Source organism: Chryseobacterium luteum (genome assembly GCF_000737785.1).
Lineage (GTDB): Bacteria > Bacteroidota > Bacteroidia > Flavobacteriales > Weeksellaceae > Chryseobacterium > Chryseobacterium luteum.
On sequence record NZ_JPRO01000023.1, the window covers coordinates 49,328 to 63,854 of the forward strand.

Here is a 14,527-nt window from a genome sequence, read left to right on the forward strand (position 1 = left end):
TATTAGAGCATTTTGAAATAAAAAAAACTGGCTGATTAAGACAGTCTGATAAATATTAATTTGATCCGGAACTTGTAATATATCCTGTAGATGCACTACCACCGTCTTGGCCACTCCATGTGTTTGTTTTGGCATTAAATACATAAGTTTTACCATCTGATGAATTGTAGATGACAAAATTTCCATTTAATCCACTTATATAACCTGCAGAGGAACTACCTCCGTTCTGTCCGTTCCATGTATTGGTTTTGGTATTAAATACATACGTTTTACTTTCCGAAGAATTATAGACAGCAAAATTTCCATTTGAAGCGATTATATATCCTGTGGAAGCACTTCCTCCGTTTTGTCCACTCCATGTGTTTGTTTTAGCATTAAATACATACGTTTTACCTTCTGAGGAATTATAAACAGCAAAGTTTCCGTTTGAAGGGGTTATATATCCTGTGGAAGTACTTCCTCCGTTTTGTCCATTCCATGTGTTTGTTCTGGCATTAAATACATAAGTTTTACCTTCAGAAGAATTATAAACAGCAAAATTTCCGTTTGAAGGGATTATATATCCTGTAGATGCACTTCCTCCGTTTTGTCCACTCCATGTGTTTGTTTTAGCATTAAATACATACGTTTTACCTTCAGATGAATTGTAAACAGCAAAATTTGAAAATTTATTCTCTACAATATCATCGTTTAATGAAGACGTGGTAAAATTCATATTTACTTTATCAGCTACTAATGCATAAGGAACACTCATCAACTGATTGACTCCTACATTGGTATAGTTGGAGCCGCCCTGAGGATCCATTTCCACTTTTACAAACTTTGAGTTCGTTCCCCAGTTGATTCCTCCGAAAGTTCCTGTAGAAGGGGCTCCTTCACCGATATTCAGATTAACCAATCCTTTGGAATTGGTTGTTTTATGATGGGTTTCAGTATATAAAACAGTCCCTGTAGCAGTATTTTCCAGGATACTTACTTTTAAAGCAACATTCCCATTGGCAATGGGCGCCCCTGAAGCATTGAATGCAATGGTCTGATAGCTGAAAGCCTGCGGAACCTGCGCGCTTAAAAATGTTGCTATAAATAAGCCTAATGCGGAATAAATTTTTTTCATGTTTGAATGTTTTTAAGGGTTTTTAATAATTTTAACAGGTTTGATGTCCGGATTCTTGAATGAGATCATATATATCCCCGGATTCAGACCTCGAAGATCAATTTTTCCATTGTCCGGTTTCACTTTCAAAACAAGTCTTCCGGCAGTGTCATAGACTTCAGCCTCTTCGATTTTTGTCTTTGAATTGAGAGTGATATGAACAAAATCAGTGGTAGGATTGGGATAGATCTTTATCCGGTCTTTTTCAAGTTCTGTGATACCTAAAACTTTTATGACAGATTGGTAGAACACTCCCATTGTTCCTGAATTGGCCTGATCAGGATCAGTTGGAATTACGTAGATTTCTCCCACAGAATGCGTAAAATTGGTGTCGGAAACAGCCCCGGAATTGATATTTCCGATCACAGACTGAGCACAGCCAAAAACAGGCACTCCAAAGAGAAGGAGGGTGATTTTTTTTATCATCGATTTGTATTTTGACTGCTAATATAATCAAAATTTCATATCAAAAATTAATTCAGGCGATAGGGATGCTTATTTTACTTTAAGAATTATTTAACCTTTAATTGACTGCAAAAACTTTCTATTTTGAGTAAATTTGAGAAACTTAAAAAATAAAATTATGTCAGCGATTACACTTAAAGGAAATGAAGTAAATACAATAGGAACCCTTCCGTCAGTAGGAACCACCGTAAGAGATTTTGCGTTGGTAGATTCCGGTCTGAATGTGAAGCTTCTTTCAGATTTTGATGGAAAAAAGAAAATTTTCAATATCTTTCCGAGTATTGATACCGGGATTTGTGCCGCTTCGGCAAGAAAATTCAATGAAGAAGCTTCAAAACTTGATAATACTGTAGTGATTAATGTTTCCAAAGACCTTCCTTTTGCACTGGGTAGATTCTGTGCTGCTGAAGGATTAGACAATGTAGAAACACTTTCAGATTTCAGAAGCAGTTTCGGGGATGATTATGAAGTAACGATCACGGATTCTCCAATGAAAGGTCTTTTGAGCCGTGCCGTAATTGTGACCGACGAAAACAATAAAGTAGTTTACACAGAACAGGTTTCTGAGATTGCAAACGAACCAAATTACAGTGCAGCTTTGGAAGCTTTGAAATAATAAAAAAGTATTTCTTGCCAATTTGAATCATTCTGTTAGTTTAATAGAATGATTTTTTTATTTTTGTGAATAAACGTAATAACCATTCATTGAAAAATAAATTTACCTCTTTTGTATTCATCTGTTTTTTCTTTTGTGGGAATACAGTTTTTAAAGCGCAGGAATCTAATGAGATTCTCAAGTTGAAAAAGAAGTTGTCTTTATCTAAAACTGATGATGATAGAATAGATGACAATAAAAAGCTTTTCAGTGCTTATTATCTTGCGAAAAATATGGATAGTGCCATCGTTTATGCCAGTAATATGATTCCGCTTTTGGAAAAAAAGAACGATGTCAACCGGCAAGGTGAAATTCACTTGGTTCTTGCAGAATTATATTTGACTAAGGCTGATTTCAAATCGTTGGATGTTCATTTAAAGAAAGGAGAGGATCTTTTAAAAAATTCCACCAATTATAACAGCAAAGCAATGCTGAATCATATGTTTGCCATGTCCAATATCTATAAAAAGAATAATGATGAGGCAGCAAAATACTTTCAGAAAAACCTGAAATATTATAAAGATGGAAAAGATATAAGTAAACATTTTGTAATGTTTGCTTATCAGGGTTTGTTTTCTAACAGCTATACACAAAGCAAGTTTAATGATACTTATGGAGCAGCAAACACCTATGTGGACTTTGTGAAAAAATATTACCCGGCCAACCTGAATCAAGCCTATCAGATTCTCGGAAGCTTTTATATAGGGACTAAAAATCATGATAAAGCTATTGATTCATTTAAAAAAAGTATAGAATTCACCGACAAAAAAAATCAGGATCAGATAAACGGTACTTACAGCTTATTGGCTTTATGTTATGAAGATAAAAAGGAATTGGACTCGGCAAAATATTATCTGGATAAGTCTTATGCTTATTTTAAAGACAGTAATTCACCCAATTTAGCAACAATTTATTATGGTTTTGCACTGCTTAGTAAACATGATAAAAATTATACTCTTGCTGAAGATTATATTCATAAAGCATTAAAATTTATGCCTTCACAAGACCTGGCATCTACCAAATTTACGTACCAGACCATTTTGCATGATATTCAGCTTGCAAAACTTTTATCAGAAAATGATAAATCTGTTAACAAAGATGAACTTACAGCTTTGTTGAATGAATTAAATGCTGAATCTGAATATATAAAAAGTACCAATACTTATATTGTTCCGCAAATTATCATCCAGAATTATCAGAATTTATCCAAAATTCATGAGAAATTGGGTAATTATGAACAGGCTTTAATTTTTCACAAAAAATATATTGAGGAGAACGAAAAAATCTACGGCCTGGATAAAATGAAAGAACTTTCTGCTCTGCAATCACAGACTGAGCTTGCCAGCGAAAGAACCCGGATAAAACTCGAAGAAGAAACCAAGCGCATTCAACTACAAAAAGAAATGGAATTAAAAGCCCTCCGTTTTGAGTTTGAAAAAAAACAGGCTGCTGCAAAAACCGATGAAGAACGAAAAAGGCTGGCTTTGGAAGAAGATTTGAAAAGAAAAGAAATTCAATTTAAATTTGATCAGGAACAGCAGGCGGTTCTCTTAAAATATAATCAGGAAAAAAATATCGCAAGAATCAATCAGGAGAAAAAAGATGCCATTGCAAAAGCAGATCTGGAAAGCTCCAAAACCCAAAAAAATATGTGGGCTGTTGGCGCAGGATTGTCTTTACTGCTATTAGGTTTTGCAGGATTTTCATACAATCAAAAGCGTAAGGACAATAAAAAAATAGCCGAGGAAAAGCTGAAATCAGATCAGCTTCTGTTAAATATTCTTCCTCATGAAGTGGCTGAAGAACTGAAAGAAAAAGGAAAAACAAGCGCAAAACATTTTGATGAAGTTTCTGTATTGTTTACAGATTTTGTCAATTTTACGGCAAATTCCGAAAGAATCGGTGTTCAGGAAGTGCTCAATGAGCTGAATATCTGTTTTACCGAATTCGACAGGCTCATGGAGAAATACGGTTTAGAAAAGATAAAAACCATTGGTGACGCCTATCTGGCGGTAAGTGGGTTGCCGCTTTCTAATGGCAGGCACGCAAAAAACGCAGTAGCCGCAAGTTTGGAAATTCTTTCTTATATTCAACACCGCAAACAGGAAAACCCAAACGCTTTGGATATCAGAATCGGAATCCACTCAGGACCTGTGATTGCCGGGATTGTGGGCGTGAAAAAATTCGCTTACGATATTTGGGGAGATACGGTAAATACGGCCGCAAGAATGGAACAGAACAGCGTACCGGGAAGGGTAAATATTTCCGAAGCAACCTATCAGTTAATAAAACAGGATTTTACTTTTGAGCACAGAGGAAAAATTGAAACCAAAGGTAAAGGCGCAATGGAGATGTATTTCGTAAATCAAACCCCAATTTAAATCATTGAAATTTTGAAAAAAAACCTACTCCTTAAATTTTTATTTTCTGCATTGGTTGTATTGCAAACATATTGCTTTGCACAAAATTCTTTTGAAAAACCCAGGATTTTTACTGAACAAGAAATTAAAGACGGTGCACCCATCGACGAGAACAGCAAATTTATTGCAGGGGATAACCCCGCCTTTGCTTTGCCCGAATTCAATGATTCTTCATGGAAACATATCAATTTTAATTCTAAAAAGGTTTATTCATGGAATCCTATGAAATTAAACTCTAAAAAAGGGTCTAAAAAAGATCAGATTTATTGGGTGCGGTACTATTTTAAAATAGATTCTGCAATGACTAATGAATCTTTATGTTTTGATGTCAAACAGCTTGGCGCTTCGGAACTTTATCTAAACGGAAACAAGATTGAAGGCGTTGGCAAAATAAAATCGGGAGAATTTAAAATTGGAAATAGATTTCCGGAGTTATTTACTTTAGGTAATACTAAAGTAAATGTTTTAGCCATACGGTTTTTACCGCTTGTCGGAGCGAAAAAAAAGACCGTCAATCTGAGCCCTGTTGCAATCAGTATAGAACTTGTTTCTGCCAATAAATTGATCAGAGATAAAGCTGAAATGGTGCAGCATTTCAATTTTTACACCATGTTGATCTGCGGAATATTTGGTGCATTAGGATTTATTCATCTATTGTTGTTCATTTTTTATAGAAAAGCGGTTTATAATCTGTATTTCTCTACTTATAATTTTTCAATTTCTTTGATGAGCTATATGGTATTGCTCTTTTCTGAAATAACGGATCCTTTAGTTGTTGATTCTTATACCTTTCTTTCATTTCTTTCGGTAATGGCATTCGGTACTTCGCTTACAGGTTTTGTCAATACATTATTCGGCAGAACTAAAAAAAGGCTCACAGTGATGCTGATTATCTCCGCATCAATTATGGTTCTTTATTATTTCAGTGCTACTTCTGCAGCCAGTCTGGCGTTTTTTTACCTTGTTTTTGTCGCTTTTGAATCTTTTTATTTAATAATCAGAGCGATGATCAGAAGAGAAAAGTCAGCTTTTATTGTTGGAGGAGGAGTTTTGGTGTTCTTTCTTTTTATTGTAGTGGTCATTATTTTCATGTTTTTAAATAAATTGAACACCATTGACCTAAATGAAACAATGGGAGATGATATGATGGGATACGTAATGATCTTTATTTTCATAAGCTTTCCTATTTCAATTTCTGCTTACCTGGGCTGGCAGTTTGCCTCAACCAATTTAAGTTTGGTAAAACAGCTGGATGAAGTAAAACGGTTATCGAATGTAAATCTTAAGCAGGAACAGGAAAAACAGCAGATTTTACAGGATCAAAATGATTTGCTTGAAAAGCAGGTTAATGAACGGACCTTTGAACTGCAGAAAGAAAAACAGAAAACAGAAAACTTGCTTTTAAATATCCTCCCATACGAAGTTGCCGAAGAACTCAAGGAAAACGGAAGTTCTGAAGCCAAATATTATGATGAGGTCACTGTTTTATTTACCGATTTTGTTAATTTTACCCAAAGTTCCGAGAAAATGGGTGCCGAAAAAATGCTTGTTGAGCTGAATGAATGTTTTACAGCTTTTGATTTAATCATGGAAAAGCATGGCTTGGAAAAGATAAAAACTATCGGTGATGCGTATTTGGCAGTTTGTGGTGTACCTATTAAAAATCAAAATCATGCGTACCAGACTGTTTTGGTAGCCTTAGATATTATTGAGTTTATAGAAGAAAGGAAAAAGACCAATCCGGATGTTTTAGACATAAGAATCGGGATCAATTCAGGTTCTTTGATTGCAGGAATTGTTGGCGTTAAAAAATTCGCTTATGATATCTGGGGGGATACCGTAAACACGGCAGCCAGAATGGAACAGAACAGTGAAAAGGGAAAAATAAATATTTCTGAATCCACATACCAGTTGGTGAAAGATAAGATAGTTTGCGAATACAGAGGTAAAATTCATACCAAAGGAAAAGGAGAAATGGATATGTATTTTGCATTTGAAACTAAAAAAGACTTATAAAAAAATAACCCATTCTTTATTTTTAAATATGGAATACGAAAAAATAAAAAAATACATTTTGAATCTGCTCAAGGAAAAGCTTCCTGAGCATTTGTCTTATCACAGTGTCAATCACATTAAAGACGTTATAGAATCTGTAGAGAAGATTGCCGTTTCTGAAAATGTGAACGATGAAGATCTGGTATTACTAAAAACTGCGGCCTTATTTCATGATACCGGATTTTTGTACGGCTCAAAAAATCACGAAGAAAAATCCTGTGAGATCGCACAGCAATATCTGCCCGATTATGGATATTCTCAACCCCGGATTGATAAAATAAAAGGGATGATCATGGCGACAAAAATCCCGCAGACTCCAAATAATAATTTAGAAGAAATTCTTGCGGATGCCGATCTGGATTATCTTGGAAGAGATGATTTTTTTGTCATCGGAGATAAACTGTTCGAAGAACTTTCCATGTTTGGAATCGTCAATTCGGAACAGGACTGGAATCTTCTTCAGGAAAAATTTCTTGAAAGCCATCATTATTTTACCAAAACTGCGATCAACAACAGGAAACAGAAAAAACAGGAAAATCTTGATATCATCAAATCAAAACTAAAAAACTACTGATCATTATTATGAGTTCAGCATCATCCAAACACAGTCCGCTATTTTCAATTGTAGATATTATTTATCTCGTTCTGGGAGTGATCTCCGCAAGTTTTGCTTTGAAATCTTTTCTGGTTCCCAACCACTTTTTAGATGGAGGAGTTACCGGAATTTCACTTTTACTATACGAAGTCTATCATTGGAATTTAGGATTAACTTTATTTATTTTAAATATTCCTTTCATTATACTTGCTTACTTTCAAATCGGGAAGCATTTCGCCATCAGAAGCAGTCTTACAATTCTTTTAATTGCGCTGACAATGTATTTCATTCCTTTCCCGGAACTGACGCATGATAAATTATTAGTTGCCATGTTCGGAGGTTTCTTTTTGGGAATCGGGATCGGACTTTCCATGCGTGGAGGCGGAACTTTCGACGGAATGGAAGTTTTAGCATTACTTACTTTCAAAAAGAGTAGTTTCAGTATTACTGAAATTATTTTAGGAATGAATGTCGTAATCTTCATCATTGCAGCAATATTCTTAAAAGTGGAAACGGCTTTATACGCAATTATGACCTATCTTGTAGCAAGTCAGATTACCAAATATGTCATTGAAGGAATCGAAGCTTACACAGGAGTAACCATTGTTTCCGGAAGCAGCGAAGAAATCAAAAAAGCTCTGGTTTTAACCATGAATAGGGGAATCACCGTTTATAAAGGCGAAAGAGGCTTTATGAAAGAATCTTTTGAACACAGTGCCGATGCCGATATTATTTTCACTATTGTTACAAGACTTGAAGTAAGAAAATTACAGAATATCGTCCGTGCAATCGACCCAAAAGCATTTATCTTTACCCAAACCGTAAGAGAGCCTCAGGGCGGAATCGTAAAGGAAATTATAAAACATTAAAATTTTAACTAAATAATTATATTACCTTGTGAAGATTGTATTTTCACAAGGTTTTTTTGTTAATTTTAAATCTAAATTTTAATGAAATGGTCAAGAGAATTGTTGCCAATATAAAAACTACAGATTTACCTAAAGCAGATGTATTTTATCAGGATATTTTAGGTCTGGAAATATTGATGGATCATGACTGGATTAAAACTTTAGGTAATGAAGAAGAAGCAAAAGTTCAGATAAGTTTTGCAACTCAGGGCGGAATTGACACTGAAGTTCCTGATTTTTCGATTGAAGTTAATAATGTAGATGAAATATATGAAAAGATGAAAAATTCACAATTTGAAATTGCCTACAAAATCACCGATGAAGATTGGGGAGTCCGCAGATTTTTTGTCAAAGATCCGTTCGGAAAACTCATTAATATTCTTTCCCATAAATATGTTTAATTAAAATAATAAAATATGAAAGCAGAGCAAGTCATTCCTATCCTCAGAATTTTTGATTATAAAAAAACTATAGAGTTTTATATAGATTGGCTAGGTTTTGAAATTCAATGGGGAGATCAGCCGAAGAATAATACTCCTCTTTATATGGAAGTCAAAAAAGGAAATGTTGTTTTTCATTTAAGCGAGCATCATGATGATGGAACGCCTGGAACAAAAATTTTTATTTGGGCAGAGGGTGTTCCGGAATATCACAAAGAACTAATAGATAAGCAATATTCATATAATTACCCGGGACTAGAAAAAACATTTTATGATGCTGTAGCTTTTACAGTATATGATCCGTTTGGAAATAAAATCATATTCAACGAAAAATTTGATGAAGAGAAGCATAAACATATTGAATTCTCTTCAATTCATTGATTAAATTAATAACATGGATTTTAATTTTATCAATAGAAAGTGACTTTTGACTATTAAAAAAAACAATTCCAAATGACTTTACCCAAAATTTATAAATTTAATTTAATGATTTCTGTGGAGAATATTTGTGTTCTTCGTGTTTAAAAAACTGCTTCAAATCATCAAAATTATTTATAATTAAAACTACCTTTACGTAATGAAACGCTCCGGAACTGCAATATTACCTCTTCACTACGGAAAAGTCCCGCCCTGGCTTTACGAGCGTATGTCTGTGCTCGGACTTTCAATCGTAGAAGTCATGTTGGCAGATTACGGGAAAGATGAGGTTCTCAAAAGATTGGCAGATCCATTCTGGTTTCAAAGTTTCGGTGCAGTAATGGGCATGGATTGGCATTCTTCAGGAATCACCACTTCTGTAATGGGATCATTGAAACAAAGCATCAATCCGAGATCTAAAGAACTTGGAATTTATATCTGCGGCGGAAAAGGAAGATTTTCCAAAGAAACACCAAATGAACTTCTTATCATCGCTGATAAAACAGGTTTAAACGGAACAGAGCTGGTCCGGGCAAGTAAGCTGTCTGCAAAAGTAGACAACACGGCAATTCAGGATGGTTATCAGTTGTATTTGCACAACTTTATCGTTTCAGACGAAGGAAATTGGGCAGTCGTACAACAGGGAATGAACGATGCAGACGGAACGGCAAGACGTTATCACTGGCATTCTGAAAATATGGAATCTTTTGTTGATGAGCCTCACAAAGGAATTCAGGGAATCAATCAGGGTCAGATCCTGAATTTGACGGCCAGTGAAGCCAAAGAAAGCAGAAAAGGAATTTTAGAAATTTCGCATACCAATTCAGAAAAGATCATGCAGGATTTTGCCAATCTCATTTTACCTGCGCATCATGATGTGCGTGCTTCTGATGTCGATCTGAAAAAGCTGGGAACACTTCTCTACATGACCAGAGAAAACCAGCCCGCGAATTTTGAAGAACTGCTTTTACTGAAAGGAGTCGGTCCACGAACTTTACAAAGTCTGGCTTTGGTAAGCGAAGTCATTCACGGTGCTCCGTCAAGATTCAGAGATCCTGCAAGATTTTCCTTCGCTCATGGTGGAAAAGACGGGCATCCGTTTCCCGTTCCTATCAATGTTTATGATGAAACGATTACTATTCTGCAAAAAGGAATCGAAAAATCAAAATTGGGAAATTCGGATAAATTAAAATCCATCAATAAACTTCATACGATCATTTCAGAAGCCGAGAAAAATTTTACTCCGGATTTTGACATCAATGACGTGATTGAAGAAGAACGCCAGAACTCATGGCGATTCGGCGGGAAAACAGTTTTTGGAGACGCTGAAAAACCTTCAAAACCAAAACCTATTCAGCTTTCGTTATTTTGATATAAAGCAGAACCACCCCTAATCCTTACATCAGCCAATCATCGTTTCTTATCAATGTCTGCCATTGAACTTTCGCCCATCCATTCCACTCCTTTGGAGGGGTGGCAAATCGTAGATTTGACGGGGTGGTTGAAAAATTGTGTAGGTATTCAGAAAGAATAGAAAAAAATTAATAATAGTATAGTAAAATAGAGTTTTTTTTATATATTTCATCAATTTGTTTACTTTTTTTTATTCCGGATTCGAATAAAAATTATATTTTTAAATCCTAAAAAAAACACTATTAATGACCAGTAAATCCCTGGAAATCTGCTATGATTTTCCTTTTTTCCTACAGGAAGAGCTTGAAGAAATATTTCAGGCTCATGAAAAAATATCGTTCCAGAAAGGTGACAGTATTCTTGAAGAAGGAAAAACAGCCAACGAATACTATATCCTGGAAAAAGGTCTGGCCCGCTCATACGTCAATGACTTTAACGGAAATGAGGTAACCACTCACTTTTTTGCTGATAATGAGATTATTATTGAAGTATCGTCTCTTTTTCAGAGAATTCCATCCCAGGAAAATATAATCTGCATTACAGACTGTGAATGCTGGAAGTTTGATTATGATACATTTCAGGAACTCTTTCACAAAATACCCAACCTCCGGGAATGGGGCAGATCATGGATGTCCAAAGAGCTTTTTGCCTATAAACAGCGTTCTGTAGAAATGTTTACCCTTTCCGCTACCAGGCGTTATCTTAATCTTTTAGAGCAGAAGTCCAAGGTTGTCCAGTATGCACCTCTTAAGCAGGTCGCTTCCTATCTGGGCGTTACAGACACTTCCTTAAGCCGTATTCGCAAAGAAATTGTTTCCCATCCAAAGAAAAACTAAATCTTGTCTTATGGCAAGTTGATTTTCATGAAGGCTTGATAATTTTGGTTAAAAGTTTTAACTCAAAATAATTACAATGATGCAAGCCAACCAAATTTATGTCAACCTGCCTGTTAAAGATGTACAGAAAACGAAAGAGTTCTGGACCAGGCTGGGTTTTGAGATCAATGAACAGTTTTCAGATAACAAAGCAGTCTGTGTCGTGATCAAGGAAGATACTATCTACGTCATGTTTCTTACCGAAGAATACTTTCAGACCTTTTCCGAAAGACCTGTTCCAAAAGGAGATACAACACAGGTCCTTGTTTCTGTAGGTCTCAACAGCCGTGAAGAAGTGGATCAGGTAGTGAACGCAGCCGTGGAAAATGGAGCTTCCCAACACGAAGAGCCTCAGGATTACGGATGGATGTATCAGAATTCTTTTTGGGACTTAGACGGACATGGCTGGAATATCACGTTTGCCGATATGTCTCAAATGCCGGCTGAATAAAGATCCCAGTCTATCCTATGTGGCAATAACCACCATAAAATGACATGACCATGGAAACAAAATCAAACGATGTTGAAATAATAAAAGTGCAGATATTCAGCAATTACAAAGTCATTTCAATGAATATCGACGGTATTACCCACGAAGAATCTATGATCTTCCCGAATGGTGAAGCCAATTGCATGAACTGGATCCTTGGCCATTTAATTTACATAAGAAATGCATTCTTAAACGTTCTCGGTGAAGAATCAGTCTGGGACAGTGAAAAATTTTCATGTTACAACAGAGGAGCGATTCCGCTTGAAAGAATTGATGAAATGATCACCTTTAAACAGCTGAAATCTTATCTGCAACAGTCCCAGGATAAACTGGAAGCAAAGCTTATTACTATGGAAAGCTTTAGCCCTGAAACAATTAATGATATTGCGACCTTATCCTTTCATGAAAACTATCATAGCGGACAATTGGGCTATCTCAGAAGAATCTTAGGAAAACCCGGTGCTATAAAATAGTGCTGAAAAAATCTGTGAAATCCTTATCATCTGCGGGAAAGAATAAATCTACAGATTATTAAAACAACTAAAAACAAATAAATGGACACTCCAAAATCAAACAAAATAGAGATCGTTATTCCGGCTTACAGAATGCATTCTCAAAGCTTTCTCAATGTTCTGGACGGTATTTCGGAACAAGATGCCCTGAAAAGAATTGAAGGAAAAACCAACCACATCATCTGGATGGCAGGAAACTTTGTCAATATGCGCTACAGTCTGGGCTGGGTTTTAGGAATTAAGGACGAGGACCCATATACCGATCTTTTCTTCCAGGGAAAGGCACTGGATGAAAATTACAACTATCCGGATTTAGATGAACTGAAGAAAAATTTCCATGACATTTCACCAAAAGTATACCGTAAGCTTTTGGAGGTTACTGATGAAGAGTTGGATGAAATTTTCGAAATCGGAATGAATATTCCTTTCGTCCGTGAAACCAAACTTAATTTCACCGGAATGTGCATCGGCCGAGAGGATTATTTATGCGGGCAGATCGGTCTTATGAGAAGAATCCTGGGCTATCCCGGAATGAAATATGACACAGATGAAAATCTAAAATATTGATCAATGGAACCTAAGGAAAAAGGCTATAAGAATGTCAATGGCATCAGCATGTACTACGAAATCTATGGTTCCGGAAAACCTCTGATACTCATTCATGGAGGTGGCTCCTCGATTTTATTTGATTTTAAAGAAATAATCTCACGGCTTGAAAACCAGTTTCAGCTGATAGGAATTGATCTGCAAAATCATGGCATGACAGATCATCGCGACATTCCTGAAACCTTTGAGCAGGATGCCCATGATGTAGCCGCTTTTTTAAAAGAGCTTCATATCTGGAAAGCTTCATTCTGGGGATTCAGCAACGGAGGAAATACCGTGATGCAGATTGCCTGTCTTTATCCTGAAATAACAGAAAAGCTCATCATTGCATCTTCATTTTACAAAAGAAGCGGAATGATCGACGGCTTTTTCGAAAGCATGGCAGATATTACTCTGGAATCAATGCCCGAACCCCTTAAAGTCAATTTTCTTAATCTGAATCCTGATTTTTCAAAACTTGAAAACCTGTTTGATAAAGACAGCCAAAGGATGCAGACCTTTCAAGACTGGGATGAGACCATATTAACATCCATACAGGCTCCTGCATTATTCATAAGCGGAGACAAAGATGTGATGAAGCCTGAGCATACCGTGGAAATGTGGCGTCTGGTCCCCGGAGCTCAGCTCATGATCCTTCCGGCAGGCCACGGCTCCTATATGATGGCAGATTTGGAAGGAAATACAGACTCCGGTCTGATCAACCTTACAGTAAATGAGGTGGTCAAATTTTTAAACCATTAAGATCACTTGAAGATTTTAAGTTCAGTTAAGATAGCTCCTATTGATCTTTAAGTTTAGCACCCAACTATTATTAATGTTCTTAACCGCTTAATCAACCTTAATAGTTCAATTAAAACTTACACTTAGAGCCTGTTTAAAGAAAAATATTCCTCTTGCAGATGAAGGAAATTATGCAGATTTATTTTAGTGATAAAAATCTGCAATCTGCCAGATCAGCGAGATTTTAAAAATTTAAACAGCCTCTTAATTAACAATAACATTAAAAATTAAAAATCATGGCTAAATTAAATCCGTACCTAAATTTTGACGGGAAAGCAGAAGAAGCTTTCAATTTTTACAAATCCGTTTTCGGGGGAGAATTCCTCGGTGAAATTCATAAAATGGGAAACGCTCCGGGAACTGAAAATTTATCAGAAGAAGAGAAAAACAGGGTAATGCACATCGCATTGCCAGTAGGAAAAGACCTTCTGATGGCTTCGGATATTGTTCCAAGCTTCGGGCAAACTCTTACCATGGGAAATAATAATTATGTTTCAGTTTTCCCGGAATCCAAAGAAGAGGCAGACAGGCTTTTCAAGGGTCTTTCTGAAGGAGGCAGCATTGAAATGCCGATTGAAGACCAGTTTTGGGGAGATTATTTCGGAAGCTTTCAGGATAAATACGGGGTTCATTGGATGGTGAACTATAATGAGGAATACACAAAATAATCCTATATTTAACTGACTTATTCAGGGCAGTTCAACCCGGACTGCCTTTTACTTAAAAATTTAAAAAATAAAAAA

The 14,527-nt window shown here is 35.9% G+C and carries 16 protein-coding genes; 14 read left to right on the forward strand and 2 right to left on the reverse strand.

Annotated features, from left to right (window positions below; genetic code table 11):
* Positions 1-55: 55 nt before the first annotated feature.
* Both IX38_RS22110 and IX38_RS18830 read right to left on the reverse strand, forming a co-directional pair.
* A complete protein-coding gene (locus IX38_RS22110) occupies positions 56-1,114 on the reverse strand; it encodes a hypothetical protein (RefSeq protein ID WP_051884895.1) in 1,059 nt (352 codons plus the stop codon).
* 12 nt (positions 1,115-1,126) lie between these two features.
* Positions 1,127-1,579: a T9SS type A sorting domain-containing protein gene (locus IX38_RS18830; protein WP_034707490.1), complete on the reverse strand. Its 453-nt coding sequence runs from the start codon at positions 1,577-1,579 to the stop codon at positions 1,127-1,129.
* 157 nt (positions 1,580-1,736) lie between these two features.
* Between IX38_RS18830 and tpx the strand changes: the two genes are divergently transcribed.
* From tpx to IX38_RS18900, 14 genes are all read left to right on the forward strand, one after another.
* Complete coding sequence (gene tpx, locus IX38_RS18835) at positions 1,737-2,234, forward strand: thiol peroxidase (protein WP_034707491.1); 498 nt, start codon at positions 1,737-1,739, stop codon at positions 2,232-2,234.
* Between the two features lie 194 nt (positions 2,235-2,428).
* A complete protein-coding gene (locus tag IX38_RS22115) occupies positions 2,429-4,654 on the forward strand; it encodes an adenylate/guanylate cyclase domain-containing protein (RefSeq protein WP_165570751.1) in 2,226 nt (741 codons plus the stop codon).
* A 12-nt stretch (positions 4,655-4,666) separates the two neighbouring features.
* Positions 4,667-6,709 carry an adenylate/guanylate cyclase domain-containing protein gene (locus tag IX38_RS22120; RefSeq protein WP_051884899.1) on the forward strand — a complete coding sequence of 681 codons (2,043 nt, stop codon included), beginning with the start codon at positions 4,667-4,669 and terminating at the stop codon, positions 6,707-6,709.
* Positions 6,710-6,737: 28 nt separating this feature from the next.
* Positions 6,738-7,322 carry an HD domain-containing protein gene (locus IX38_RS18850; RefSeq protein WP_034707529.1) on the forward strand — a complete coding sequence of 195 codons (585 nt, stop codon included), beginning with the start codon at positions 6,738-6,740 and terminating at the stop codon, positions 7,320-7,322.
* 8 nt (positions 7,323-7,330) lie between these two features.
* A complete protein-coding gene (locus tag IX38_RS18855) occupies positions 7,331-8,212 on the forward strand; it encodes a YitT family protein (RefSeq protein WP_034707492.1) in 882 nt (293 codons plus the stop codon).
* 86 nt (positions 8,213-8,298) lie between these two features.
* Complete coding sequence (locus IX38_RS18860) at positions 8,299-8,652, forward strand: VOC family protein (protein ID WP_034707494.1); 354 nt, start codon at positions 8,299-8,301, stop codon at positions 8,650-8,652.
* Between the two features lie 15 nt (positions 8,653-8,667).
* On the forward strand, positions 8,668-9,072 hold the full coding sequence (locus tag IX38_RS18865; protein WP_034707495.1) for a glyoxalase superfamily protein: 405 nt from the start codon (positions 8,668-8,670) through the stop codon (positions 9,070-9,072).
* A 196-nt stretch (positions 9,073-9,268) separates the two neighbouring features.
* Positions 9,269-10,480 (forward strand): DUF763 domain-containing protein, encoded by a 1,212-nt coding sequence (locus tag IX38_RS18870; protein ID WP_034707496.1) that lies wholly within the window; start codon positions 9,269-9,271, stop codon positions 10,478-10,480.
* Between the two features lie 286 nt (positions 10,481-10,766).
* The gene (locus IX38_RS18875) at positions 10,767-11,357 is read left to right on the forward strand and encodes a Crp/Fnr family transcriptional regulator (RefSeq protein ID WP_051884902.1); all 591 of its coding nucleotides are present in this window, start codon (positions 10,767-10,769) and stop codon (positions 11,355-11,357) included.
* 76 nt (positions 11,358-11,433) lie between these two features.
* Positions 11,434-11,847 (forward strand): VOC family protein, encoded by a 414-nt coding sequence (locus tag IX38_RS18880; RefSeq protein ID WP_228378001.1) that lies wholly within the window; start codon positions 11,434-11,436, stop codon positions 11,845-11,847.
* A gap of 50 nt (positions 11,848-11,897) precedes the next feature.
* Positions 11,898-12,359 (forward strand): hypothetical protein, encoded by a 462-nt coding sequence (locus tag IX38_RS18885; protein ID WP_034707531.1) that lies wholly within the window; start codon positions 11,898-11,900, stop codon positions 12,357-12,359.
* Positions 12,360-12,440: 81 nt separating this feature from the next.
* A complete protein-coding gene (locus IX38_RS18890) occupies positions 12,441-12,965 on the forward strand; it encodes a hypothetical protein (protein WP_034707498.1) in 525 nt (174 codons plus the stop codon).
* A gap of 3 nt (positions 12,966-12,968) precedes the next feature.
* Entirely contained in the window at positions 12,969-13,745 is a 777-nt protein-coding gene (locus IX38_RS18895) for an alpha/beta fold hydrolase (RefSeq protein WP_034707499.1), read from the forward strand.
* A 275-nt stretch (positions 13,746-14,020) separates the two neighbouring features.
* Positions 14,021-14,452: a VOC family protein gene (locus IX38_RS18900; protein ID WP_034707500.1), complete on the forward strand. Its 432-nt coding sequence runs from the start codon at positions 14,021-14,023 to the stop codon at positions 14,450-14,452.
* Positions 14,453-14,527 lie beyond the last annotated feature (75 nt).